The following is a 26851-nucleotide window of genomic DNA, read 5'->3' as shown; positions in this document are numbered from 1 at the left end:
CTAAAAGCCAAGTTGCTCGATAATTTGGTTTGCGACGATTTTCGCGCTTTGCTCATCAGTCTTAACGATAACATCCGCAATTTCCTCATATAGAGGGTTGCGAATTTCCGCTAAGCTTTCAAGCACTTCACGTGGATCATCTACTTGTAACAACGGGCGACGCTTATCACGCTGAGTGCGCGCGACTTGTTTGTCGATAGTTGTTTCTAAGTAAACCACTATACCTCGAGCAGAAAGATAGTTGCGGATATCTTTACTCTGAACAGAACCACCACCTGTCGCGAGAACGATACCTTGCCTTTCTGAAAGATCACCGATGACTTGAGCTTCACGTCTACGGAAGCCTTCCTCACCTTCGACGTCAAACACCCAGGCAATATCTGCACCGGTACGTTGTTCAATCTCATGATCTGAATCGTGGAAATCTAAATGCAGCATTTGCGCCAGATGGCGACCAATTGTGCTTTTACCTGCGCCCATAGGGCCTACCAGAAAAATATTGCGTTTTTCAGCCATTTCGTATACGTCTGAATCTTATATGAAAGAATGCCTTATCGACTTAAACTCAAGCCGACCTATAATTAAACCTTGCTCTAATGAGACTTGACGGAGGATTATCTCAGTTAAGGGCTACCGCTTGCAAGTCATCACAGCTATTTATCATGATTTTATTATGTCACTGATGTTTAAAACCTCAAATAAAAGGTAATGTTTTCGATTAAGTCTTTGTTAATACAAAGACTATAGGCCGATTAGCACTGCACTATCTAATTAAAGTTAATACCTTAAAACTTTAAGGAAGTTGCCATGATTACCACTAAAACGATAATTTTTTCGATTGGAGTAACGTTTAGTGATGCGCTATTTAACGCGTTTAGCCATTACTCCCCCATAAATCACTGTCATAAAAAAGCCAGCAATTAAGTAGCTGGCTTTTTTTTATTGCTATAGCGTGTAAAAAAATTAACGTTTGTCAGCAACAATCTTAGGGGTTACAAAAATTAATAGCTCTTGGCGCTCATTTGTGTCGGTTGAATTTCTAAATAAGAAGCCAACTAAAGGAATATCACCCAGAACCGGAACTTTGCTTACTCGGCTAATGAGGTTTTGCTGGTAAATACCACCTAACACAATCGTTTCGCCATTATCTACGAGTACCTGAGTACCAATACGCTGAGTATCAATCGCAACCGCTTCACCCGTTGCTGTGGCAACCGTTGTTCCTTGAGAATCTTGGGTAATTTCAAGATCTAGGATCACCCGGTCATCTGGAGTTATTTGTGGAGTCACACGTAGCGATAACACCGCCTTCTTAAAGGTCACTGTTGTTGCGCCGCTTGATGCTGACTCAACGTATGGGATTTCAACACCTTGCTCAATGTATGCCGACTTCTGGTTAGATGTGGTAATACGTGGGCTGGCAATGATCTCACCTTTGTTTTCTTGCTCTAATGCACTTAATTCTAAATCGAGTACTGTACCGTCTGCCAATTTAGCCACATGGAAAGCGATACTGGTCGCCGAGCTTGCTGCTGCCGGTAAATTAACATTGAGGCGATCGTCAATGCTTGGAATAGTACCGTTAGCAATACTCGTTGCTCCTCCAATGGTGCCAGATGTGCCCTTAGAACCTTGTTGATCGGTTATGCCCCAGCGAATCCCGAGATCTTCAGATACGTCGTCTTTCACTGTCACCATACGCGCTTCGATTAGCACTTGTTTAATAGGAATGTCTAATACTTCTATTAAGCGGTGTACGTTTTCTAAAATCTCAGCCGTATCTTTTACCAGTAACGTATTTGTACGTTCATCAACAGCAACACTACCACGAGATGATAATAACGTTGAATCCGTAGTTTTAAGTAACTCGGCAATATCGATCGCTTTAGCATAGTTTATTTGTAAGTATTCAGAATATAGTGGTGCTAACTCTTTTACTTCTTGGCGATTCTTCAGATCGTTACTTTCGCGAATGGCAAGCTCTTCACTCGGTGCCACCATTAAAATATTGCCTTCAATACGCTTGTCGAGACCTTTAGTTTGCAATATAAGATCTAAAGCTTGATCCCAAGGCACATCATCTAAACGTAAGGTAATCTCACCTTCAACGGTATCGCTGGTCACTAGGTTAAAGTTGTTATAATCAGCAATAATTTGCAACACAGTACGCACTGAAATATTTTGGAAGTTTAGTGATAATGAACGACCATTATATTTCTTTGCCTCTTTAGCGACAGAGACACGCTCAACTTTATCGACGCTAACTTTAAACACATTGCCATCTTGGCGATAGTTATAATCATAGTTGCCATCAACATCCACCAAAATACGGGCGGTTAAATCATCTTTAAATGTTTCAAAACTATTTACCGGTGTAGCAAAGTCTTGTACATCCATAACGTAAAGTAAGTCATTGCCAATATCGGTGTTATAAAGTTTTATTTCAAGCTTTGAACCAACTTGTTCTACATTCGCCGCTACAGAACGATTGCTAAGATTGAATAATATTTCTCCACCGCCGGTTTTATTGCGGCGAAAATCAATACTACTAATACCATTAACAAATGGATTGTTTGCTTCTACCGGACCAGACACATCATCATTAATAGTTAATCTATAACTATTACCAACAATTTTACCTTGATATGGTTTTACGTTAGACATTGCAACAATGATTTGTAAATCGCCACCTTGTTGTTGTGTAGTTAACTCTATTACACCAACAGCGTTTATCGGAATTTTGCTTTTATTTAAATTAGAAATAGTGTCTGAGAAATTCAACATAATTTCTGCCGGGTCTGCCGATAAATCCACAGACGGTGACACTATTGATGATTCAAAAATTAACTCTAATTCTAATTGGTGATCAACCATTGAATGATATTTGACGTCCATAAGACGATTAGCAGCTATCGCACTAGGTATTAAACCCATTAATAATACTGCGCCTAAAAACGCTCTAAAAAATAATAACTTTGTTATTGCTTTTTTTATCGCGGCAGAAGATTCCATTATTCTCTCATCCTTCGCACGTTATTTTCCTGATAATTCTAAATTGCTGGATCTTTCTGCCCAACAACCTGAACCATCAGGGATTAATTCTATAATTTCGATAAATTGCGGCGTAACTTTAGCAATTCGGCCATGATAAAGCCCTAAATACTCACCTACACCCATGCGATAAACATTGGCATCACTAGATTCGACTAAAGCCCAAATAGTACTCTCTTCACTCAATGTTCCGCGCATTCTTAAATTGTCTAATGCATAAGTTTCTAAGCGACCTTTGCGACGTTTCAAGTCTGGTTGTAAACAATCTCTAGATGTATCAATCACCTCTTCTGTCAATTCCCTTGATGGTGGAACAAAAGGACTGCGCATTAATTCAGCTTGATAAGCAAAATGTTCAAACTTCGGTGTTTGCTTTAATGGTGGTATACGGGCAACGTGTTGCGCCTTTGTAGTAGTAACAAATAGCTCTAAATCGCTGCGTTCGCCAATACAACCACTCAATAAAAACACCATTGATAACAATAAAGGCAAAAATTTCATTATTTCTGCCCCTTATCGGCCTGTTTCGTTAATTCAGCCCCTTCTTTAAAACGATACGTTTTGGCGAGAATATCCATTGATAATCCACCGGCATCGTTCTGCTTGATAGTAAAATCATGCAAACTGACAATTCGAGGTAATTTGGCAACACCACTGACCATATTACCCATTTGATGATAATCACCTACTACTGACATCTTTATCGGAAATTCAATATAGAAATCACGTTCAATTTCATCATCCCAATCTAGGCTATTAATTCTGAGGCCAGCATCAGTTGCAACAAATGTTAAATCATCTAATAAACCTGGCATTTCATTTTCGGATGGTAGCATTTTAAGCAATTCGGCAAACTGCACCTCCATCACGTCTAATTGTTCACGGTATAGCTTAAGATTAGCTGCTAAACGATATTTAGTTTCAAAATCTTCACGAAGTTGAATTTCTTTTTGCTGTTCAGCTTCCATTTGATCGATCGAATCTGAAATAAACAAATAATAACTAGCACCGATAACACACACAGATAAAAATGCAGCAAAGACAATTTTTACCAGCTTGGGCCAACCACCAATATTTTCAAAATCGATATCGTTAAATTGATCTAGGTCGAGATTCATTTTCTCGCTCCTTGGTTCGGATCAACATTAGTGACTTGTGAATCATCACGGATAGTGACACGTAATTTAAACCGCTGTAACTGTCTTAATTCTTCATTTTGCGTCACAATCGATTGCATACTCGGATCGTTAAGATAAGAAGATGTTTTAACTTTTCTCATCATATTCGCGACGTTATTATTTGATTCGCTTCGTCCTTCGATTAATAACACGCTACCTTTTTTCTCTATACTTGAAAGATAAATACCCGGTGGCACTATTCGGACTAATTCATCTAAAACATGAGTAGGTAAATTACGCGACTGCTGTAAGTTGAGAATAATTTCAGTTCGACGTTCAATATCTTTTTTACGTTCGGTAATTTTTCTAATTTCTGCTATTTGGGTATCAAGTAAGGTAATTTCTGATACTAAATATGCATTACGCTGACGCTGATCTTCAGTGACAACCTCTAGAAAACCCAAAAATAAATATACTACAAGTGATGTCACTAAAAAAACTAACGCTAAAATACCGATAAAATCGCGTTTTTGCTTCTCTCTAGCTTCTTCACGCCAAGGTAATAAGTTTATGTTCGCCATTGAGCATAACTCCTTAGCGCAAGACCACATGCCACCATATATTTACTCATATTAGGTTGAAGTTGACTTTTCATAACATCATCTGCATGCAAACACCCCTGAAAAGGATCTGCAACTATAGTATGAGTGCCTAACTCGTTAGTTAGTAATTCAACCATTCCTTCTAGCTTAGCGGTACCACCACACAAAACGATATAGTCAACTTTTTCACGTCCACTGGCAGTACAATATATTTGTAAAGTTCGTTTAATTTGTTGTAACAATTGCATTTGAAACGGAGATAAAACTTCGAACATATAATTACGCGGTAATTGTCCAGTAATCTTAGCGCGTTCAGCCTCATCATGGGGCATCCCATAAAATGACACAATTGACTGAGTGAATAACTCACCGCCAAAAGCTTGCTCACGAATAAACGTCGTGTCACCATTTTCAACCACAGAGAATGTGGTCATATTGGCGCCGATATCAACCATGGCGATTGATTTATCTTTAGCGCCATCAGGTAACTGACCATAAATTAATTCTGCAGAGCGTCCAAGTGCATAAGCTTCCACATCAACAACTTTAACGTCTAGTTCAATGGCATCCAAAGAGTCTACACGTGAATCAATATTTTCTGTGCGGCATGCGCTCAGTAATACGTTAACTTTGGTTGGGTCGGTAATATTCGGGTTAAGCCTTTCAAAATCGATGCTGACTTCATCAAGTGAATAAGGAATAAGATTGTCAGCTTCAATTTCAATTTGAGCTTCCATCTCCTCTTCATTTAACGCTGCATCCATATAAATGACTTTAGTCATAACGGCAGAGCCAGAAACCGCGACAGCTGCAAACTTTAGGGATTTAGGTAAACCCCGTCGAATCTGTCTTAGCGACTCAATTACCGCTTCAGTATCACGAATATCATGATCGACCACAGCTCCCTTTCTAACAGGAACTGACGCATGATTTTGAATTTTATATCCATCCGCAGTCTTGCTCAACAAAATGGCTTTTATTTCATGGGACCCAATATCAATCCCAACCATCTGAGGTGCTTGACGCTTCCACAATTTAGAAAGCATAGTCCGTCATCACAATTCTATTATTATTTTCTAAGAGATTAGCACATAATCAACTCGTTATAAGTATTTGTATAAAATGTTTCAGCATTTTACAAATTATATTTAGTTATTTCATGTTTTACTTCACCAAAAACTCTCCCGCTTATATACTACCGCTACTATTTTTGATTTATCTGGAATTATTGAGTGAAGTGGTTTAAACGTTTATTAATTGCATTTTTTAGCCTATCACTACTTGGCATTGCTGCTATAGCTGCCGCTTACTTTTATGTGCTACCTGACTTACCCGATGTTAATTCGCTAAAGACGGTCCAATTACAAACTCCGCTGCGTATTTACAGCCGCGATGGCAAACTGATTTCTCAATTTGGTGAGAAACGTCGCATACCTGTCGAGTATGAAGAAGTGCCCTTTCAGTTAATTAATGCCGTACTCGACACTGAAGATGCGCGCTTTTTTGAACATAATGGTATTGATCCGATTGGTATTATCCGCGCGGCAATCATATTAATAACAACAGGTAAGAAAAGCCAAGGTGCAAGTACGATTACACAACAGGTTGCCCGAGGATTTTTCTTATCTAACGAAAAAACATACATTCGTAAAGTAAAAGAAATCTTCCTTGCATTGAAAATTGAAAAGGCGTTATCGAAAAAAGAAATTTTAGCTCTTTATTTAAATCGTTCATTCCTAGGTAACCGCGCTTATGGTGTTGGTGCTGCTGCTCAAGTCTATTATGGTAAAGAACTGAGCCAATTGACACTACCAGAAATGGCAATGATAGCAGGCCTACCACAAGCTCCATCTGCAGCTAATCCAATTAGAAACCAATCACGTGCGATATCTCGTCGTAATTGGGTATTGAGTCGTATGCTAGAGAAACGCAATATTACTCAAGCAGAATATCAAGAGGCTATCAGTAGCCCGTCGACCGCGAAATACCATGGTGCTGAAATTGATTTATACGCTCCGTATGTTTCAGAAATGGCGCGTGATTACATGATCCAGAAATACGGTGAAGAAGCAGCCTATACTAACGGCTACAATGTCTACACCACGATATCATCCGAACTCCAATTGATGGCGCAGGAATCACTAAGAGACAACGTTTTTGCTTATGATCAACGCCATGGATTCCGTGGTCCTGTGACTGAATTATGGACTGATACTCCGCTCGACCATGATGAGATTGTCGCTACGTTAAAACGCACCGACTCAATGCAGGGCATTATGCCCGCTGCAGTTATAAGCGTTCAAGATCAACAAGCACAGGTAATGGATGACAAGGGCGAACTGATTACACTTGAATGGAAAGGCCTAAAATGGGCGCGTAAGTTTATAAGCGATAAACGCCAAAGCTTACCACCAAAACAAGCCAGTGATATTTTGACCGCTGGTCAACAAGTGTGGATCCGTCATAATGGTAAGTATTGGCAATTATCTCAAATACCACAAGTATCTAGTGCGACAGTGTCACTTGAACCTCATGACGGTGCGATTAAAACCCTCGTCGGTGGATTTAGCTTTAGTCAAAGTCAATTCAACCGAGTGACTCAAGCTAAACGCCAATTAGGTTCCAATATTAAACCTTTTATTTATGCTGCTGCGTTAGAAAAAGGTTACACACTGGCTACGCTCATCAATAACGCTCCGATTAACAAACCAGATACCCGTCAGGGCACTGCGTGGCGTCCTAAAAACTCACCAGACATTTACGGTGGTCCAACACGTTTACGTGTCGGTTTAGCTCAGTCTATTAATGTTATGTCAGTCAGAGCAATGCGCCACACAGGCTTAGATGACACTATCAAAAAACTAGTACAGTTTGGTTTTGATCCGAGTGATTTACCCCGAAATGAATCGTTAGCATTGGGTTCACCTTCAGTGACACCGTTACAGGTCGCCACTGCATTTAATAGCTTTGCAAATGGTGGTTATTTAGTTGAACCTTACTTTATCGATCGCGTGACCGACTCATACGACAACACGATTGAACAAACCATTCCCGCTATTGCATGCAGCAAACCAGTCCCCTCTGTTGAAGATGATGTGGTTATTGAAGATCCATTTGCTGCGATGGCTGAAGAATTCTCTCAGCAAACTCCAGAAGCATCAGTAGATACATTAGATGGAGAAGTTGAAGCAACGTCCATTACCGCTGAACAAAACATTTGCACTAATCCACAAGCTCGCTTTGCTAAGCGAGTCGTTTCAGAACAAACTGCATTTTTGATCACTGAAGCGCTAAAGAGCGTAATTTGGGGCGGCGGCGACTGGAGCAAAGGTACTGGTTGGAATGGTACAGCTTGGCGTGCATCTAAATTAATTAAGCGTCATGACATTGCGGGTAAAACAGGTACAACTAACGAATCTCGAGACACTTGGTTCAGTGGTTTTAACCCTACACTTACAGCAACTTTCTGGGTTGGCTTTGATGACCATGGACGTCAGCTAGGACGCTCAAGCTGGATGGCTACCGGCGAACCAGATCAGATATCAGGTGCGGAAGCGGGTGCTAAAACCGCTGGTCCTGGTTGGAATGACTATATGAATAAGGCCCTGTCTGGTACGCCTGAACCTTCTGTTATCCCGCCAAAAGGAATTGTATCTGCACGTATTGATTTAGCGACTGGCAAATTGACTCGCAAGACAGACCACACTACCGAGTTTGAGTATTTTGTTGAAGGTACAGAACCCAAAGAATATGTTACTGAAACACAGCAAAGTGGCGATATTTTTATCGACAATGTTGCTGAAGATTTATTTCAATAATAGGGTTTAAAATAAATTGATTAAAAAAGCCATTCAGTCGAATGGCTTTTTTATTACTGATTTTATAGCGTATTTAATCTTAGACAATGGTGTTGGGTATCAGTAATTGATGCAGTTCAGTTAAATTACGAACCTGATAACTTGGAGAGATATCATCACTTATAGGTTCGTCATGATGATTTAACCAACAAGTGTCGATACCTGCATTGATACCGCCTAAGATGTCAGAATGTAAGTTATCGCCAACCATAAGTACTTGATGCTTCTCCGGCTTTCCCATTAAGCTAAAAGCATGATGAAAAATAGCAACATCTGGCTTTGCTATACCTAGTTGTTCAGAAATAACCACCGGATTAAAAGCATCTTCAAAGCCAGTACGGCTCAAGCGGATATTTTGTAGCTCGGTAAAACCATTAGTAATTATACCAAGGTTAACTTTACCGCTTAGAGAATCAATCAGTTCCCGGGCACCAGGCAATGGCTGACAAATATCGGCCATAGCCGCAAGAAACTGACTGTTTAGATGCTGTGGAGTAACAGATAGTTTGTTCGCCCAGTGATGGAATCGGGTATGTTGTAAATGCGTAGCACTAATTAAACCGTTTTGATACTCGACCCACAATGGTTTATTTACTTGCTGATAAACAGCAAAGTCATCAATATTAAAATCAACTTCAAAGCGCGAAAACATTAATTTCAATCCAGCAAAAGCATCGAAATGAAATAGCGTTTCATCGGCATCAAATAAAATCCATTTATATTTATTGAGCAAATTCGACATCTACGAAGTCCTTCTTTTGTTTAAATGAATAACTAACCTCAGATCAAAATAATGCCCATTATTATAAAACTTTTTGTGCTGCTACTTATGGTAATAGGTATGATCTCAAGCTGAAGTGAGTTAACGATGGTGACTACGAGTTAAAGAATGACATTAACTGCGCTTCTTGCTGCAGTAGACTTTGATAAATAGTTAACTGATTTATAGCGCGATCAAGATTGTGAGTTTGATACTTGATCCCAAAATATGTATCGCCATTTAAATAATCCGTTAAAAACCGTACCCCAAGCATTAATGGCATAACTTTAGTGCCGAGCCATAAACTACGTTTTTCGAGCGGAGTAATAATGTCAGCTAGAGATTCCATGTACGATGTTGTAGCTGCAATAATAATCTCAGGTCGGGCATATACATTGGTTAAATTAGTTGAGTCCTCTGGCTCTGGAGAGCAAAAAGCGCGCACCATATCACCAAAGTCATACATCAAATATCCTTTCATGCAGGTATCTAAATCAATAATGGCCATGCTGGACATATCTCGCCCATCAAACAGCATATTATTGATTTTAGTATCATTATGACATATTCGAACCGGTAATTCGGCTTCGTATTGTACCAATGTTGCCAGTAAATCTGTCTGTGACAAACACAAATCGACCCAATCTTTACAATGACTTAATCGATTATGAGTGTCAGCTGCCTTTGCATCACGCAATTGAGCGATACGTTGAGGTAAATTCAAAAAATCAGGGATAACATCGACAATGTAACTAGGGTTCAAATCACTTAATGCTGCGGCAAAATGCCCAAAAGCCTCAGCTGCCAACTTAGCTTGAGCTGGTGTATCAACCACTTCAATCGTGTTGCTATGAGGTAAGTAATCTATTGCTCGCCAAAAACCTTGTTCGCCTAAATCCAAATATAGTGCACCTGCTATAGTGGCTATTGGACTAACCACTTGTAATGGATAATGGTGCTGTTGGTGCTTAATCAATAAATGCTGGCTAATATTGGCAGCATTTTGAATGACCACCTTAGGTTCAATAAATACTTGGGTATTAATGCGCTGCAACACCAACGATTTTGATTTATCACTCACCAAGAAGGTTTGATTAATATGGCCATTACCCAATGGATAAAGCGTACTATGCTCACTACTAAAACCAAACTGAGGCAATACATTTTTACGGATAAAATTGACCAATCAAAAACTCCAAATCATGTTCATCAAAGCAAAGATAACCAACACATTTCTTCTGTTTGGTTACCTTAATAATGGTTACTGGCTTAGTATCATTTCAAATTGAGGGTTTTGCATTAATGTTGCTTGGCTGCCCTTTAAACTAAATTCATAACCACACAACTTAAAGCTACCTCTAAGCGCAACATGATTAACAATGGCATCTTTATCCAGTGGCGTAAATCGAGCTTCACTGGCACCATCATCTAGTAGATCAACCGTTATTGGTCGGTAACGGCTACCGTCATTAAATTCAAGGTTGGTACAGGTTTTATCACCTATTGCAGTCGCTAAACGCCATAAATTTTGTTTATCACCACTTTCACCTAACCAACGTACGATAAGGATTTCGCCCTCTAAAGCGAGCCAAAACCCATCAGGCAGTTTGATCATTTGTCGAATGCTGGCTTGTTGTTGATTACTCATATCATCAACATGCTCAGTTTGCTCTGTGCCGTCGCCAGAAAATACACTGATTAAAGTGAAAACCAAATACACAACCACACTAACAGCAATAATAGCCACAGCAATTTTACCGATTAAAATCAACTTTGTCTGGTGTAACTTAGCCACATTCAACCAAGATTTTGCAAGTTCAGTAATCGACCCTGACTGCAACGCATCTTGATCAACATAAAGCGGCTGATGACTACGTTCTTGCGACGTCGAAAACGAATTGACCGGATCATCTTCTGTTGCTGTATCGAAATGTTGATCCATGTGTGTGCCAGCTTGCTCGAAACTTGTTTGCGGCACAGCATCATCATTAAATGGATGTTTGTCTCTATCGGCAGAATCTGGATGAGTTACACCCGTAAACGCTACTTCATCAGCTGGCTCTCTTGATGAAAAAGTGTTATCAGGCTGCTCATGAACAGGCATAACCTGCCCTTTCATTACCGGTTCTTGTCGATGAAAAACCGAGCCCGAAATGGATACTGATACCATGCTTGGTCCATAATATCCTTGCACATAGTTAATTGAATTTTTAGCCGGTAAGAATGCTAGGTAGCCACCACAAGCCAGGCCAAACAAAAACACTCCTGCTAGTGCGCCTAAAGGCGCCATTAAGTAGGTTAATATGCCAAAAACCAATACCGGAACAACACAGACCATTGCCAATTTAATCGACTTATTGGCATCATTTAAGCGACGAACAGCCGATAAACCAACAATAGGCATTACTGCTAGCGTCACAATCCAATTAATTACACTTGCCGGAAATACAACAGCAGAGATTATTAGCAACAAAAATGCAGCTAAAATAACTCCCATTAACCTTAAGCCTGTGTCACGACCATCTCGGCACAGTAGGGTTTTTACAGACATCAATCATTCCTATTCATTTACAAAAAAATCAAAAAACAGCTGGCTACATAACAGAATGAGTCGGTGATTATCGTGCGTTATTACAACACAAATGGATTGTTCTCATCATCAAAATCGACACCCGCTATTAATAGCGCAAAGCCTACAGAATTTATCTTATAAAGCCATACCCAACCTAGATTTTGCGTTACTTTTTTATTCACTATCGCGTAAGTCACTTTTAAGCAATCCAAGAGTTGATTTCATTAATCTAATAGCTATTTGAGCATTTTAGACACAATACCAATATCTATCATTGCGCTAGCATAACCCTACAGTTAACGAGTATAATATTAAGCTTTCTTAATGAATAATCGGATGAGAAACCCTTTTTATGAGCACTCGTGGAAATCTTTTTATTGTGTCAGCCCCTAGTGGCGCAGGTAAATCATCACTTATATCAGCACTATTAAAAGATAAACCCAGCGATAAACAGGTTTCAGTGTCACATACGACCCGCAAACCTCGTCCAGGCGAAGTCGATGGCCAACATTATCATTTTATTACTGTGGAACAATTTAAAGCACTAATTACCCAAAATGCCTTTATTGAATGGGCCGAAGTTTTTGGCAATTTTTATGGCACTTCCAAGCTCGTCATCGAACAAACATTAGATAAAGGCATCGATGTATTTCTTGATATTGATTGGCAGGGCGCAGAACAAGTAAAAAAATTAATGACAACGGCGATTGGAGTGTTTATTTTACCGCCGTCTAAAGCTGAGCTTGAACGTCGTTTAACTGGCCGAGGTCAGGATAGTCAGCAAGTGATTGATTCGCGCATGGCACAAGCCGTTTCGGAAATGTCACATTATGCGCAATACGAATTTATAATTGTAAATGACGATTTCGATAACGCGCTAGCCGATTTAAGCGCCATTATTCGCAGTCAAAGGCTAACCTGTGCTAGTCAGCAGCATGCGCAAAATGATATGATTGTTGATCTCTTGGCAGATTAATTGTCATAGTGTATAATTTTGCGTCATTTTTTCCCATAGATAACACTGGAGTTTCAACACATGGCTCGCGTAACTGTAGAAGACGCCGTAAATAAAATCGGCAACCGTTTTGATATGATCCTGGTTGCAGCGCGTCGTGCACGCCAAATCGCCGTCCAAGGTAAAGAACCTATGGTTGATGAGATGAATGATAAACCAACGGTTGTCGCTTTACGTGAAATCGAATTAGGTTTAGTCACCTCAAACACTTTAGATGCTGATGAGCGCCAAACTGTTCGTGAACGTGAAGCAGCTGAAATTGCCGCTGTCGCAGCCATTGCAGAAGGCCGCGTTTTATAAGGAGTAGCGCCACTTGTATCTGTTTGAAGGTCTAAAAGAGTCAGCATCCAGCTATTTAGAGCCGGATCAAGTAGAATTACTCAAGCAGGCCTATTTGGTTGCGCGTGATGCCCACGAAGGGCAAATGCGCACAAGTGGCGAGCCTTATATTACCCATCCGGTTGCGGTTAGCCGCATCTTGGCAGACATGCGTCTCGATCACGAGTCGCTTATGGCTGCCTTGCTTCATGACACCATCGAAGATACTCCTGTCACCAAAGAAGAACTCACAGAGTTATTTGGTGTGGCGGTTGCAGAACTGGTGGAAGGTGTTTCAAAACTTGATAAAATCAAGTTTCGTGATAGAAAAGAAGCCCAAGCGGAAAATTTCCGTAAAATGATGATGGCAATGACTCAAGATATTCGAGTTATCCTCATTAAGTTGGCTGACCGAACTCACAACATGCGCACACTGGGCTCACTTCGCCCTGATAAACGTCGTCGTATTGCTCGCGAAACCTTAGAAATCTACGCCCCAATTGCTAACCGATTAGGTATTCACAATATCAAAATCGAACTTGAAGACTTAGGTTTTCAAGCCTATTACCCTATGCGACATAGAGTGATACGTGATGTTGTCAAAGCAGCTCGTGGGAATCGTAAAGAATTAATTAACAGTATTGAAGTGGCCATTGAAACACGCCTTGAAGAAGCTGGGATCCCCACTAAAGTCAAAGGTCGTGAAAAAAACCTCTATTCGATTTATCGAAAAATGCGCAGTAAAGAACTGCAATTTCAAGAGGTCATGGATATCTATGCGTTCCGAGTTATCGTTGACTCTATTGATACCTGTTATCGCGTGCTCGGCGCTATGCACGGATTATACAAGCCGCGACCAGGACGTTTTAAAGATTATATCGCTATTCCCAAAGCCAACGGTTATCAATCATTACACACATCATTATTTGGCCCTCATGCGGTTCCTGTTGAAGTGCAAATTCGCACTGAAGAAATGGATCAAATGGCCGACAAAGGTGTTGCTGCGCATTGGATGTATAAAAACAATACCGATACGACTCAACAAAGCACTTCTCAAGTTCGTGCTCATAAATGGATGCAAAGTTTGCTTGAGTTACAGCAAAGTGCAAGCAGCTCATTTGAATTTGTTGAAAACGTTAAAACTGAATTATTCCCTGAAGAAATCTACGTTTTTACCCCTGAAGGTCGTATCTTAGAATTGCCGGTCAATGCCACTGCCGTCGATTTTGCCTACGAAGTGCATACTGATGTGGGCAATACCTGTGTTGGCGCACGCGTTAATCGTCAAGCATATCCGTTGAGCCAACCATTAATTTCAGGGCAAACAGTCGAAATTATTACCGCAAAAGGTGCTCGCCCTAATGCTGCATGGTTAAACTTTGTCGTAACGGGTAAAGCTCGTGGTAAAATTCGTCAAGTATTAAAGAGTCTTAAAGGCGATAACGCTATCGCATTAGGTAAGCGTTTACTAAACCATGCCTTAGGTGATACTAAGCTTGAGACCATTCCGGCTGAATTACTTGAGAAAGTGATCAAAGAAACCAAACACACATCTTTAGACTCGCTGCTAGCAGATATTGGCTTAGGCAATGCCATGAGCATTGTGATTGCCCAGCGCTTGGTTGGTGAGCAGTTTGATTCGCAAGATAGCAATAAAGAAAAACCACAAATGCCAATTCGCGGTGCTGAAGGTATGTTGGTCACTTACGCCAATTGTTGTCGCCCAATCCCTGGTGATGCCGTCATCGCCCATGTAAGCCCAGGCAAAGGTCTGGTAGTGCACATGGAAAGTTGTGCCAATATTCGCGGCTATCAAGGCGAACCTGATAAGTATATTTCAGTGCATTGGGATAACGTAGAAGGCGCAGAATACCAAGCAAATCTACGCGTTGAAATTGTTAACCATCAAGGTGCATTAGCAAAAATTACTTCTATCATCGCATCTGCTGGATCTAATATTCATAATCTCAGTACCGAAGAACGTGATGGCCGAGTGTATTTGATTAATTTACGTATTTCAGTTAAAGATCGTGTTCACCTTGCAAACGTTATGCGCAGAATACGTGTTTTACCTGAAGTATTACGCACCTCGCGTAACCGCTAGTCACTGATAACCATTAAAGAGAGCACGCACAACATGGCCGAAAAAATTATCATCGCAACCGACAAAGCTCCACAAGCTATTGGCACTTACTCACAAGCAGTTAAAGTCGGCAGTACCGTTTATCTTTCAGGTCAAATTCCGTTAGATCCAAAAACCATGACCATGGTAAGCGATGATTTTGCAGAACAAGTCGTACAAGTGTTCGAAAATTTGACCGCTGTATGTGAAGCAGCAGGTGGAAGAATGAGTGACATCGTTAAGCTCAATATCTTCTTAACCGATTTATCTCATTTTTCCACTGTAAACGAAATTATGAGTCGTTACTTCCAACAACCTTATCCAGCTCGTGCCGCTATTGGCGTCAAAGAGTTACCAAAGGGATCATTGGTAGAAATGGATGGAATAATGGAAATATAAGTACAACTGTATGATATTTTCTTAAGGCGCCTAGGGCGCCTTTTTTATTACCTATGACTTTTTCAAAGTAGAGTATTTGCTCAATATCTATTGTTTATTCAGTAGATTCTGCTAACGTGTTTATAGTGTTATCTTGCACACATACTGTGCAATTGTTTGCGCCAGCGCACAAAAATGGCCATACTAAATTTATAGAGACCCACAATAACAATAAAGAACATGGAAGCGTCGATGGAAAATTTAATTAAAACTCCTGTTGAGATGTTGTCTCATTGGGTAGATACGCAAGGTGACAAAGTTTACCTTCGCCAGCCGATTGACGGTAAATATGTTGATTTCACATGGCGTGAAGTTCAGCAAAAGATGCAACAAATTGCAGGCTCACTGCGTCATTTAGGTTTAGAACGTGGCGATAAAATTGCTGTATTGTCGAAAAACTGTGCCGAGTGGTTTATTGTCGATTTAGCATTAATGTACGGTGGTTACATTAGTGTGCCTGTTTATCCAACCGCTAATGCCGAAACCATTCGTTATGTGCTCGAACATAGTGGTGCTAAAGCTATCTTTACCGGTAAGCTCGATCATTGGGCTGAACAAGAAGCCGCTGTTGGCGGTGAAATTCTCCGTTTAGCCATGCCATATGACACCATGCCAGCACAATATCATTGGGATCACTTGTTAAAGCTGGGTCAGCCGCTCGTTGACGAGCCGTTCCCAACTGCAGATCAAGTCATGACCCTGATTTACACCTCTGGTTCAACCGGCAAACCCAAAGGCGCGATTCAAAGCTTTACCAGTTATGGCTGGGCGTGCGAAGCGGTGATTCGTGATTTACAAACCAATACTACTGACCGACTATTATCGTACTTACCGCTAGCACACATTACCGAACGTGTGGCTATTGAAGGCTCGTCATTTTATTCAGGGGCAACGGTTTCTTTTGTAGAAAGCCTCGACTCATTTGTTGATGACATTCAACGCTGTCGCCCAACGGTGTTTTTCTCGGTACCGCGTTTATGGACAGTATTCCAATTAAATATCATCAACAAGATTGGTGAGAAAAAACTCAAAACCTTACTCAAACTGCCCATCATTAGCAGTATTGTTAAGCGTAAAATTAAGAAAGGTTTGGGACTCGACCAATCTCGCTTGAACGGCTCAGGCTCAGCACCCATCCCACCATCATTGATTCAATGGTATTACAGCATTGGCATCGATATTTGTGAAGCGTGGGGAATGACCGAAAACTGTGCTTACTCGATAATTAACTTCCCATTCAACGCCAAGAAGATCGGCACGGTTGGCCGGCCAGTTGAAGGCTGCTTAGTACGTCAAACTGAAGAAGGTGAGTTATTAGTTAAAAGCCCAGGCTTGATGAACGGCTATTACTTACAAGAAGAAGCCACCGCCGCAGCATTTACTGAAGATGGCTTTTTCCACACTGGCGATTTGTGCGAAATTGACGCAGACGGTTACATCGACATTACCGGCCGCGTTAAAGACAATTTCAAAACCTCAAAAGGTAAGTATGTTGCTCCAGTGCCGATTGAACGTAAATTAGCTCAGGACACTCATGTAGATTTAATTTGTGTTATCGGTTCAGGCTTACCACATCCGGTCGCGTTAGTGCAGCTTTCAGAAGGTTCAAAACTTCAGCCTCGCGAAGAAGTAAGAACATCGTTAAAAGAGACTCTCGATGGTGTTAATCCACATTTAGAGTCACACGAACATGTTGATGCCATTATCGTTGTTAATGATGAGTGGACCATTGAGAATGACGTGTTAACCCCGACGTTAAAAATTAAACGTCACGTACTTGAAAAAGCGTTTACCGCCAAAGTAGACGGTGTTCGCGGCGCCAAAGTACGTTGGGAAGACGAGTTGTAATAATCAGCTAACGATTATCTATCTTCAAAAAATACACGCAATATGCGTGTATTTTTTTGACATATTCTGTCAATATACCCGCCATTAACTATGCAGCGTTAACAATATCGTTGTACACCATTTATTAGGCAGAAACTCGAATGTTCATTGCGTTATCCATTATCGGCGGTTTTATTATTTTAACCATTGGCGCTGAAGCACTTGTGCGCGGAGCCAGTGCCGTAGCGCTGCGTTTGGGCATTGCCCCACTTATTATTGGCTTAACCATTGTGGCATTTGGTACCAGCGCCCCTGAATTAGCCGTTAGTGTTAAATCAGCATTAGCAGGTAATCCAGGTATAGCCTTAGGTAATGTCGTCGGCTCCAACATTGTCAACATTGGTTTAATTCTAGCTATCACCGCTCTTATTCGCCCTATTACAGTGCAATCTCAAATGGTGAAGCGCGACATCCCTATCATGATTGCCGCTTCAGTATTAATGTGGTTTTTGCTGCTTGATGGTGAAGTGAGCTTTATCGACGGTGCCATTTTATTCAGCGCGCTTGTTGGCTATTTAGTTTTTAGTTATGTTAGTGCAAAAAATAACCCAGAAGATCTGGATGTTGATGCCAGCCCGCAACACCCTGGCTTATCTATCGCATTAATCATTGTTGGTATCGCGATGTTAGTTGGTGGTGGCATATTATTTGTTGATGGTGCCGTCGATTTAGCCAAACAGTTTGGCATTAGCGAAGTCATCATTGGCTTAACCATTGTGGCTATTGGTACCAGTATGCCAGAGCTTGTCACCTCGGTGATGGCAGCTCTTAAAGGTCAAAGTGACATTGCCATCGGTAATGTTGTTGGATCAAATATTTTCAACGTACTCGGTATTTTAGGCGCAACAGCATTAATCCACCCAGTTTCCGCGGCCGGATTTAACGAAATCGATTTTATCGCCATGTTGATCTTCGCGTTCATGGTATTACCGTTTGCTTGGAGTGGCTTAAGTATTGGTCGTCGTGAAGGTAGTGTTCTGTTAGCAGGTTACCTTGGCTACACCAGTTATTTAGTGATGCAAGTGGTTTAAGTTAGCGGAAATATTACTCACAATAAAGACCGAATATTGATTCGGTCTTTTCATAAAAAATGCTAAATATTCACTCATATTTAACAAGCTCTACTGAAAATAAATGACATTTGTCATCTTCAATTGATGACCTTTGTGTCTAAGAATATCCTTCGTCTATCGCCATACTACACCTATCCCAACAACATCTTGATTGGGGAAACGTAAATGGAGATAGCCATGAAAACCTTATTACTGATCATCAGCTTAACCTTAGTCAGCCACACTAGCTTTGCTAATATTAGCGATATTGATGCTGCAGCTAACACCATGAATATCACTGAACTGAGTCAATACAGTGAACAAGCTATTGATTATGAAAAAGCCTATGCTGATTATCGCCTAGCCATTACAGCCAACATCATCGGCCAACGTCAACTCGCTACAGATTCATTAAACAATGCCCAGCACACATTAGAAACCCTTTTAGTCCAAGATCCATCTGCAGACCAACAAGCTCTACTTGCTGCGGTATACGGAATGCAAATCTCGTTTGATAATAGCAAAGGTGCTGTATTAGGAATGAAAACAGCGCAATTACTGCAACAAGCAAACGATCTCGAACCTAACAATCCGCGAGTCAGCCTAGTGCGAGCAATTAATGCATTTTATACCCCAAGCGTATTTGGTGGCGGCCTCGATAAGTCACAAACATTAGCAACCCAAGCAATTAGTCAATTTGAGCAGCCTTGTAACGAAATCTGTTGGGGACATGCAGAAGCCTATACTTGGCGCGGACTAGCGAAACAGGAACAAGGCGACTTAAAAGGTGCTTTACAAGATTGGCAAACCGCCACTGAGGTTGACCCTCAGTATGGATGGGCAACATATCTGTTAAACCAACAAACAGTAAAGCAGTAATCGACCAGTTAATTATTACTCGCATAGGTTTTAGTTAGCGCGCAGTTACTCTATGATTAACTGCGCTAGGAGGCACAATGACATCATATTTATCATCTAATAATGAAAAAAGTTACGAGCAAAGAACCGCTTGGGTTTACCTCATAAACTTAGGTTTTTACTTTATTCCCTTGTATTTCATGGACGGTCAATGGTTAAAGATTACGATTGCGATCGGATTATTAGTGCCCTTTATTATTGGTTATTTCTGGGCTTATAACAGTCGCAAAGAGCAAGCCCTCAAACCCATTGGGTTAATGTTTTTCACAGCAATAGCGTCGTCATTTGTTAGTAGTGGCGCCATATCACTATTCAGTTTTTGCTGCTTCTTTGTTGGTTTTTTCTACTCACTTCGCACTGCTATATTGAGTTTTATCGGACTGAGTATTTTGCTTTTAGTCATCGATATCAGTGTGGGTTACTCAGGCTATTTTTTTACTTTTTATGGTATGGGAATTTGCTTAGGTGTCGGAGTGTTTGGTGTGATTGAACAAAATCGCCAACGAATAAAACGCCAGCAACAACAATCAAAAGATGAAGTCGCCAATTTAGCCACCGCATTAGAGCGCGAACGTATTGGCCGCGATTTACATGATGTTATGGGACATCACTTAGCCGCCATCGCCTTAAAAGCAGAACTGGCAGACAAGCTCATTACCTCAGGTAAAATCGACCAAGCGCAGCTGCAAATTCATCAAGTGAGCGTGATAACTCGAGACTGTTTAAGCCAAATTCGCCACACGGTATCGGGTTATAAACATCAAGGGTTAACCCAAACGTTAAACACCTTAGCCAACACGTTAAGAGATAACGCTATTGCTGTCAGCATAGAAGGCACATTCCCTAAACTCAGTGAACTCATGGAATCGCAAATCAGCTTGCTACTAACTGAGTTGATTAATAACACCATAAAACACAGCCAAGCGACACATTGCACCTTGTGTATTGAAACAAGCCAAGACTGGCTCAAACTCAACTTTATCGAGAATGTGCCGGTTAAAATCATCACCAAAGGCAACGGATTAACAGGCATTCAAGAGCGAGTAAGCTTGCTACATGGCACAATCGACTATCAATTAATTCCCCATTATAAAGTGAGTATCCAATTGCCACTAAGTGAGCCCATTAGATGAAAATTCTATTAGCCGAAGATCAAGCGATGGTAAGAGGTGCCCTCGCCGCGTTGCTCACATTAGCGTGTGATAGCTTAAATGAAATAGAGATTGTCGAAGTCGAAGACGGCGATAAAGCGATGCAACAACTTAAAACAGATTCATTTGACCTGTTACTCACCGACATTGAAATGCCTGGAAAATCAGGTTTAGAGCTGAGCCAATGGTTACAACAACAGCGCAGCCAGACCAAAGTGATTATTTTGACCACCTTTGGCCGAGCAGGTTATATCAAACGCGCATTAGAATACGGTGTCGGTGGTTTTTTATTAAAAGACGCTCCGTCTGATGACTTAATTAATGCGATTAAACAAGTGATGGCGGGTAAACGGGTTATCGATCCAGAATTAGCTTTTACCGCTATTGGTGAAATAGACCCTCTCAACGACAAAGAAAGACGTGCATTGCGCCTGGCAAGCGAAGGCTTATCAACCAGCGATATTGCCAGTCAGTTGTTTATTGCAGAAGGCACAGTACGAAACTATTTATCGGAAGCCATCAGCAAACTCAATGCCAGTAACCGAATTGATGCTGCCAGAATCGCTAAGCAAAAGGGTTGGTTGTAATTAACGGCTTAATATTGCCTTGTATTCAAAGTCTGCTAAGATACCTTAAACATCTGTATATAATTACAGTGATTCGAGATTGATAGCTTGAAATCGCTATGGTTTTTACATCTTTGATAATCAATTTAGGTAAGCACAATTTGCTACGACTGGATCTTGTTCCGATCACCGACCTTAAAGGCGTTGCTAAAAAGGTTGCGGAAAAACTGGCTAAGTTAGGTATTAAAACAGTACAAGATGTACTGTTTCATTTACCGCTGCGTTATGAAGACCGTACGCAAATCCATCCTATTGCCGCATTACCTCCTGGCAGTTATGGCACCATCGAAGCAGAAATTCAGTCGACTCAAATCATGCAAGGTCGGCGGCGCATGTTAGTGTGTAATGTCCGTGATCACAGCGGAATGATGAGCCTGCGGTTTTTTAATTTCTCGATGGCGCAACGTAACGCCATGGAAAATGGTGCCAGCATTCGGGCTTACGGTGAAATACGCCGCGGCAATCATCATAAAGAGATTGTTCACCCAGAATATCAAATTATTCATCCTGGTGAATCGGTCACATTAAGCGACACGCTGACGCCTATTTACCCGACAACTGAAGGGGTAAAACAAGCCAGTTGGATAAAATTGACCGAGCAAGCCTTGGCAATGTTAGACCAAGGTGGATTACCCGAGTTACTTCCCAGTGCATTACAACCAAACAATATTAGCCTGCGTGATGCGCTGCATATTTTGCACCGTCCCCATAGCTCGGTGTCTCCTTTTGAATTAGAGCAAGGTCAACATCCTGCACAGCAAAGATTAATCCAAGAAGAACTGCTGGCTCATAATTTGAGCATGTTGCAACTGCGCCAGCGCAGTAATCAAGATGCTGCAGTGCCAATGCCTGCTACAGGACAATTGTTAAGCCCTTTTTTAGCGCAACTGCCCTTTAAGCCAACGGGAGCACAACAAAGAGTTGTCGCCGAAATCAACCAAGATCTTCAGCATCCAACCCCCATGATGCGTTTAGTTCAAGGCGACGTAGGTTCAGGTAAAACCTTGGTGGCGGCACTGGCGGCATTACAAGCAATTGAAAACGGTTACCAAGTAGCCATGATGGCCCCTACTGAATTATTGGCTGAACAGCACGCAGCTAATTTTGCTACTTGGTTTGAACCACTTGGGCTAAAAATCGGCTGGCTGGCGGGTAAACTAAAAGGCAAAGCGCGAGTTCAATCACTCGAAGATATCGCTTCTGGCGCAGCACAAATGGTCATTGGTACTCATGCGATATTTCAACAGGCGGTAGTGTTTAACAAGCTGGCATTAATCATTATTGACGAACAACATCGTTTTGGCGTTCATCAACGCTTAGGGTTACGTGAAAAAGGCGTCAGCCAAGGTTTTCATCCACACCAGCTAATCATGACGGCCACTCCGATCCCACGAACTTTAGCCATGACAGCTTATGCCGATTTAGACACCTCTGTCATTGACGAGCTTCCTCCAGGACGTACACCGGTCACAACGGTTGCGATTGCCGATACCCGTCGTGAGCAAGTTATTGAGCGAGTTAAACAAGCAGCTTTACATGATAATCGTCAAGCTTATTGGGTGTGTACGTTAATTGAAGAGTCTGAGGTGCTTGAATGCCAAGCCGCTGAAGACACAGCAGCAGAACTCACCATAGCACTACCCGAGCTCAAAATTGGCTTAATCCATGGCCGAATGAAAAGTGCTGAAAAACAGACGATTATGGCGCAATTTAAAGCGGGAGAGTTGAACTTATTAGTCGCGACTACCGTCATAGAAGTCGGTGTAGACGTACCCAATGCCAGTTTAATGATTATCGAAAACCCTGAACGATTAGGCCTAGCACAGTTGCACCAGTTAAGAGGCCGAGTAGGCCGAGGTGCTATTGCTAGCCATTGTGTATTACTTTATAAAGCGCCACTGTCACAAACCGCCACTAAACGTTTAGGTGTGCTGCGCAGCAGTAATGATGGCTTTGTAATTGCTCAAAAAGACTTAGAAATTCGAGGGCCAGGTGAAGTGCTTGGCACCAAACAAACCGGTTTGGCAGATCTTAAAATAGCTGATCTAATACGTGATCAACATTTAATTGCCCCAACCCAAAAATTGGCATCACACGTTTACCAGCAAGTGCCTCAAAACGTAGATGCTATCATTCAACGCTGGATAGGTGATAGACAGCAATATGTCCAAGCTTAAATAGATCTTAATATATTGTTCATTATCATCAGTTATCACTAGACAAGTCTGCTGAATATTGCAGAATGGTATACTAATCGTATTCGTTATCTGGTCGTGCAGCGGGAATTCAAATGGCTGTAATCAGGCGAAGGTTTGAAAGCATAGCCATTTTACGTTGAAAGGCTGCAACGCAGAGTTAAGTAATTAGAAACCCGTCCTTCGGAAGCGTTTCAAGCATTCAAGTACTGCGTTGCATTAACTTAAAAGGGAACAACCATTCCTATATTAATACGCCTTGAATTGAAAATCTTGAGACGATCTGAACGGTTAAGATAACTGATGTGATTGATATTATGCAGTATTTTTCGACTCCACCAAGATATTTATATCGATTAGCAATAACCCCAAGGAATTGAAATGCAAGTTAATGAAGAAGACCGAATTACCCCACAAGCCGCTGAGAAACCAGGGTCTAACATGCTATTAATCGCTATCGCGGTAATCGCCCTGTTAGGCGCGAGCAGTTATTTCTATTTTACCAGTGATGACACTGAAGAATTTGAACCGGTTGTTATCACTCCAGTTGAGCTGCCAGAGTCAGTTCCAGAGACACCAATAGAACAAACGCCTATTGAAGAACCGCAAAACATTACCACCACAGATGATGTAGTACCCACAGGAGACTCTGAAACATCTACGGAAGCTGTAGTTGCAGAACCACTTCCTGCATTAGCTGAGTCTGATGATTTTGTTGAAGCAAAAACATTAGCTATAGCCAACGGTATGAAAATAGCGCCGATGATCTTGAAAAAAGATATTGCCCGTCAATTTGTGGTGTTTGTTGATAACCTAGCCCAAGGCGATATTGTGCGTAAAGCTAGCCCGTTAAAAGGCCCTGACACGCAATTTACCGTGAGTGAAATAACCAACAAAACATATCTTAATCCAGACGGTTATCATCGCTATGATTTGTATGCTAATTTTATAGCAGGCTTGAGTGAAAAAGACTTAGTGACTACTTACACTGAGTTAAAACCACTATTTGCCGAAGCCTTTACTGAACTCGGTTACAGTGATATTGATTTTGATAAGCGTATGCAACAGGCTTTTAGCATGATTGCTAGCGCGCCCATTATTGAAGACCCTATTGAGTTATCGTCAATCAGTGTTAACTATAAATATGTCGATCCAAACCTTGAAGCATTACCTAATGCTCAAAAATTGTTGATCCGTATGGGGCCAGACAACACGCGAAAAATTAAAGAAGCTGTCAAAAAATTGCAACAAAGCTTTGCGAACAAATAAGCTTTTACATCAAGCGGTAAAGCTATTTTAGTAAGCTATCTGTTATCAGCGCGACGGTTACCGTCGCGCTTTTTTATTTAAGGGTCACTTTGTTGAATTAACAATCAGCTATTAGGCTTTTTCGTCCACACTGCTTCTTATCTACATTAACTTAGGTGTACAATTAGCAAGGTTAACGAATATTCATTATTACATAATTATTGTTAACACTTAGAAAAGGATAGCCAAGCCGTTATAGAGGGAATGTAGTGCATTTAGAATTTGAGCTTCTATCATGGGGCGCATGGTCGCCGGACTTTCAGACACCTGAGAGTTGGCTACAATGGCAGCAGCCTAACAGCAACCCGTCACCTAAGTCTGACTCGCCAGCATTGAAGCATATTCCTGCTATGCAACGTCGTCGCTTTAGTCGCTTAACCAAAATGATGCTTACGGCGGCATATCAATGCCAACCACAGAATAATTGCCGCAGTATTTTTTCATCTCGCCATGGAGAGCTCACGCGCACCTTGGGCTTGCTCAAAGATATCACTCAAAAACAGGCGTTATCGCCAATGGCTTTTAGCCAATCCGTGCACAATACTGCCAGTGGAATTTTTGGTATTGTTAATAACAATACCGCTTCGTCTACATCGATTGCCGCTGGAGAACAAACTCTCACTCAAGCACTCATTGAAGCCTACGCGCAATTAGCGCAATCGCCACAACCAGTATTAGTTGTTTTTGGTGATGATCCGGTTCCACCGGTATACAGTGAGTTTACTCACGAAGTCGAGCTGCCCCTGGCCTTAGGTTTGTACCTCGCGCCATTCAATAGCCGTGCCCAACAAGCTAAAAAACAGCTTGCAGACATCGTTTTACAACCTGCATCAGCTCAGCGAATAACCCTTAGCGTATCTGATCATCCGCTCGACAATCACAACCAAAACAACATCTGCTTGAGCGAATTAATTCACCATATTGCTAGTAAAAAGCATATCCAAGGTAAATTATGCCATTGGTATTGGTCGCTTGAACATCATGCCTAATCAACAACATACAGCACAAGCTGCTGACACTATTGAGCAAAAAAAAGCCTCAGCCCCAAAACTCAGCGGTTTACGTTATATACCTCGCTGGGTTGGTGGTGTGTGTTGTTATATTGCTTTTGGTTTAGGCGGCTTGTTGAGTTCATTCACTATTTTACCGCTATTACGATTTTGGCCGGGCGAGAAAACAGTGCGCGTAGCTCGGGCCCAAAAAGCCGTCAGCTGGATGTTTAAAGCATTTGTTGCCATGCTCAGTTTTGCTGGAGTGATAGCTGTGAGCACCAAAAATATTGAGGCACTACAGCAAACAAAAGGGAAAGTGGTCATCGCTAATCATCCGACATTAGTGGACGTGGTGGTATTGATTAGTCTTATGCCGAATGCGGGCTGTATTGTAAAACAAAGCTTATGGCGTAATCCGTTTATTCGCGGCGTGCTTGCCAGCGCTGGTTACATCCCTAATCGTGGCGCCGATTGGCTATTACATGACTGCCAGCAAGTGCTGCGCACCGATACTAATCTGATTATTTTCCCCGAGGGTACCCGAACATTAACCGGTAATATTGTTAACTCCTTTGCGCGTGGCGCCGCCAATATTGCCTTGCGCACTAAAACCGATATTTTACCTGTGGTGTTACGTACTGATGTTGCAGGCTTAACCAAGCAACAATCTTGGTACCAAATTCCACGGCAAACCATCAATATGTCAGTAGAAATTGGCACAAGCATGTCATACCTGCTGTATGATGCTAAACAAGGTAATGAAGCCAAAATGGCTCGACAGCTGACGCGCGACTTACAGCAATTTTACCTTGATACACTTAAACAGCCTATCAAGTCACATTGATAGCCATACTTATAAGAAAGACAAA

Annotated in this window: 23 protein-coding genes; 14 read left to right on the top strand and 9 right to left on the bottom strand. The window is 41.4% G+C overall.

All coding sequences use genetic code 11. The features are described 5' to 3' along the window. The 6 genes from aroK to AAEY98_RS05015 all read right to left on the bottom strand — a co-directional run bounded on the left by aroK (window position 1) and on the right by AAEY98_RS05015 (window position 5817). On the bottom strand, window positions 1-516 hold the full coding sequence (gene aroK, locus AAEY98_RS05040) for a shikimate kinase AroK (RefSeq protein WP_011635865.1): 516 nt from the start codon (window positions 514-516) through the stop codon (window positions 1-3). Between the two features lie 447 nt (window positions 517-963). Beyond that, window positions 964-3012: a type IV pilus secretin PilQ gene (locus tag AAEY98_RS05035; RefSeq protein WP_162022141.1), complete on the bottom strand. Its 2049-nt coding sequence runs from the start codon at window positions 3010-3012 to the stop codon at window positions 964-966. 21 nt (window positions 3013-3033) lie between these two features. Continuing rightward, window positions 3034-3552: a pilus assembly protein PilP gene (locus AAEY98_RS05030; RefSeq protein WP_101087309.1), complete on the bottom strand. Its 519-nt coding sequence runs from the start codon at window positions 3550-3552 to the stop codon at window positions 3034-3036. Further along, window positions 3552-4169 carry a type IV pilus inner membrane component PilO gene (locus AAEY98_RS05025; RefSeq protein ID WP_101087310.1) on the bottom strand — a complete coding sequence of 206 codons (618 nt, stop codon included), beginning with the start codon at window positions 4167-4169 and terminating at the stop codon, window positions 3552-3554. The genes AAEY98_RS05030 and AAEY98_RS05025 overlap by 1 nt, the downstream gene beginning before the upstream one ends. After that, window positions 4166-4750 carry a PilN domain-containing protein gene (locus AAEY98_RS05020; protein ID WP_101087311.1) on the bottom strand — a complete coding sequence of 195 codons (585 nt, stop codon included), beginning with the start codon at window positions 4748-4750 and terminating at the stop codon, window positions 4166-4168. Before AAEY98_RS05020 ends, AAEY98_RS05025 begins: the two co-directional genes overlap by 4 nt. Further along, the gene (locus AAEY98_RS05015) at window positions 4738-5817 is read right to left on the bottom strand and encodes a pilus assembly protein PilM (protein ID WP_101087312.1); all 1080 of its coding nucleotides are present in this window, start codon (window positions 5815-5817) and stop codon (window positions 4738-4740) included. The genes AAEY98_RS05020 and AAEY98_RS05015 overlap by 13 nt, the downstream gene beginning before the upstream one ends. Before the next feature lie 186 nt (window positions 5818-6003). On the opposite strand from AAEY98_RS05015, the gene AAEY98_RS05010 reads away from it, so the two are divergent. Further along, window positions 6004-8589, top strand: coding sequence for a penicillin-binding protein 1A (locus AAEY98_RS05010; RefSeq protein ID WP_350978999.1), 2586 nt, complete (start codon window positions 6004-6006; stop codon window positions 8587-8589). Window positions 8590-8668: 79 nt separating this feature from the next. On the opposite strand, the gene yjjG is transcribed toward AAEY98_RS05010, so the two are convergent. The 3 genes from yjjG to AAEY98_RS04995 all read right to left on the bottom strand — a co-directional run bounded on the left by yjjG (window position 8669) and on the right by AAEY98_RS04995 (window position 11939). Further along, window positions 8669-9370 (bottom strand): pyrimidine 5'-nucleotidase, encoded by a 702-nt coding sequence (gene yjjG, locus AAEY98_RS05005; protein WP_162022138.1) that lies wholly within the window; start codon window positions 9368-9370, stop codon window positions 8669-8671. Window positions 9371-9503: 133 nt separating this feature from the next. Next, complete coding sequence (locus tag AAEY98_RS05000) at window positions 9504-10574, bottom strand: phosphotransferase enzyme family protein (RefSeq protein WP_351015341.1); 1071 nt, start codon at window positions 10572-10574, stop codon at window positions 9504-9506. Window positions 10575-10649: 75 nt separating this feature from the next. After that, complete coding sequence (locus AAEY98_RS04995; protein ID WP_101087662.1) at window positions 10650-11939, bottom strand: DUF805 domain-containing protein; 1290 nt, start codon at window positions 11937-11939, stop codon at window positions 10650-10652. Between the two features lie 373 nt (window positions 11940-12312). Between AAEY98_RS04995 and gmk the strand changes: the two genes are divergently transcribed. The 13 genes from gmk (at window position 12313) to AAEY98_RS04930 (ending at window position 26826) form a co-directional block, all read left to right on the top strand. After that, window positions 12313-12936 carry a guanylate kinase gene (gmk, locus tag AAEY98_RS04990; RefSeq protein WP_101087663.1) on the top strand — a complete coding sequence of 208 codons (624 nt, stop codon included), beginning with the start codon at window positions 12313-12315 and terminating at the stop codon, window positions 12934-12936. A 60-nt stretch (window positions 12937-12996) separates the two neighbouring features. Beyond that, the gene (rpoZ, locus tag AAEY98_RS04985) at window positions 12997-13275 is read left to right on the top strand and encodes a DNA-directed RNA polymerase subunit omega (RefSeq protein WP_011635854.1); all 279 of its coding nucleotides are present in this window, start codon (window positions 12997-12999) and stop codon (window positions 13273-13275) included. A gap of 13 nt (window positions 13276-13288) precedes the next feature. Continuing rightward, window positions 13289-15397 (top strand): bifunctional GTP diphosphokinase/guanosine-3',5'-bis pyrophosphate 3'-pyrophosphohydrolase, encoded by a 2109-nt coding sequence (gene spoT / locus AAEY98_RS04980; RefSeq protein WP_192116378.1) that lies wholly within the window; start codon window positions 13289-13291, stop codon window positions 15395-15397. 33 nt (window positions 15398-15430) lie between these two features. Then, window positions 15431-15814 carry a deaminase RidA gene (ridA, locus tag AAEY98_RS04975; protein ID WP_182743268.1) on the top strand — a complete coding sequence of 128 codons (384 nt, stop codon included), beginning with the start codon at window positions 15431-15433 and terminating at the stop codon, window positions 15812-15814. 231 nt (window positions 15815-16045) lie between these two features. After that, a complete protein-coding gene (locus AAEY98_RS04970) occupies window positions 16046-17701 on the top strand; it encodes an AMP-binding protein (protein WP_101084973.1) in 1656 nt (551 codons plus the stop codon). A gap of 140 nt (window positions 17702-17841) precedes the next feature. Beyond that, the gene (locus tag AAEY98_RS04965) at window positions 17842-18771 is read left to right on the top strand and encodes a calcium/sodium antiporter (RefSeq protein WP_351015335.1); all 930 of its coding nucleotides are present in this window, start codon (window positions 17842-17844) and stop codon (window positions 18769-18771) included. A 219-nt stretch (window positions 18772-18990) separates the two neighbouring features. After that, window positions 18991-19671: a tetratricopeptide repeat protein gene (locus AAEY98_RS04960; RefSeq protein WP_351015332.1), complete on the top strand. Its 681-nt coding sequence runs from the start codon at window positions 18991-18993 to the stop codon at window positions 19669-19671. A 77-nt stretch (window positions 19672-19748) separates the two neighbouring features. After that, window positions 19749-20843 carry a sensor histidine kinase gene (locus tag AAEY98_RS04955; protein ID WP_351015329.1) on the top strand — a complete coding sequence of 365 codons (1095 nt, stop codon included), beginning with the start codon at window positions 19749-19751 and terminating at the stop codon, window positions 20841-20843. Continuing rightward, entirely contained in the window at window positions 20840-21448 is a 609-nt protein-coding gene (locus tag AAEY98_RS04950; protein ID WP_162022132.1) for a response regulator transcription factor, read from the top strand. The genes AAEY98_RS04955 and AAEY98_RS04950 overlap by 4 nt, the downstream gene beginning before the upstream one ends. A gap of 140 nt (window positions 21449-21588) precedes the next feature. Continuing rightward, window positions 21589-23664, top strand: coding sequence for an ATP-dependent DNA helicase RecG (gene recG / locus AAEY98_RS04945; RefSeq protein ID WP_350977486.1), 2076 nt, complete (start codon window positions 21589-21591; stop codon window positions 23662-23664). Between the two features lie 399 nt (window positions 23665-24063). Then, window positions 24064-24951 carry a DUF3014 domain-containing protein gene (locus AAEY98_RS04940; protein ID WP_350977483.1) on the top strand — a complete coding sequence of 296 codons (888 nt, stop codon included), beginning with the start codon at window positions 24064-24066 and terminating at the stop codon, window positions 24949-24951. Between the two features lie 248 nt (window positions 24952-25199). After that, entirely contained in the window at window positions 25200-25979 is a 780-nt protein-coding gene (locus AAEY98_RS04935) for a beta-ketoacyl synthase chain length factor (RefSeq protein WP_101084967.1), read from the top strand. Continuing rightward, entirely contained in the window at window positions 25972-26826 is an 855-nt protein-coding gene (locus AAEY98_RS04930; protein ID WP_350977480.1) for a lysophospholipid acyltransferase family protein, read from the top strand. The genes AAEY98_RS04935 and AAEY98_RS04930 overlap by 8 nt, the downstream gene beginning before the upstream one ends. Window positions 26827-26851: the final 25 nt, after the last annotated feature.

Origin of the sequence: Shewanella sp. AC91-MNA-CIBAN-0169, assembly GCF_040310165.1 — a bacterium.
Taxonomy (GTDB): Bacteria; Pseudomonadota; Gammaproteobacteria; order Enterobacterales; family Shewanellaceae; genus Shewanella.
This window is presented reverse-complemented; position numbering and strand designations above follow the sequence as displayed.